Origin of the sequence: Microvirga sp. HBU67558 (assembly GCF_018069605.1) — a bacterium.
Taxonomy (GTDB): Bacteria; Pseudomonadota; Alphaproteobacteria; order Rhizobiales; family Beijerinckiaceae; genus Microvirga; species Microvirga terrae.
Genome location: NZ_JAGPUP010000055.1, coordinates 1 through 252 on the forward strand (window position 1 = coordinate 1; position 252 = coordinate 252).

General features: G+C 65.9%; 1 protein-coding gene. It reads right to left on the bottom strand.

What is annotated here, in order from left to right:
* A partial coding sequence (locus KBI52_RS00210; protein WP_210804719.1) for a cbb3-type cytochrome c oxidase subunit I occupies positions 1-252 on the bottom strand: 252 nt, incomplete at both ends.

Sequence of the window (252 nt, forward strand, 5' to 3'; positions counted from 1 at the left end):
AGCGAGTCGAGGAACGAATAGGCGAGCGTGCCCTCCGGCGTGTAGGTGCGCCACATCAGCCCCTGGAGGATGCCGGAATTCCACATGGCGAACACGTAGATGAGGGTGCCTGCGACGGCGAGCCAGAAGTGCACCTCGACCAAGGCCGGCGAGTACATCCGCTCGCGCTTCCAGAGCGAGGGCACCAGGGTGTAGATCGAGCCGAAGGTGATGAACGCGACCCAGCCGAGCGCCCCCGCATGGACGTGGCCG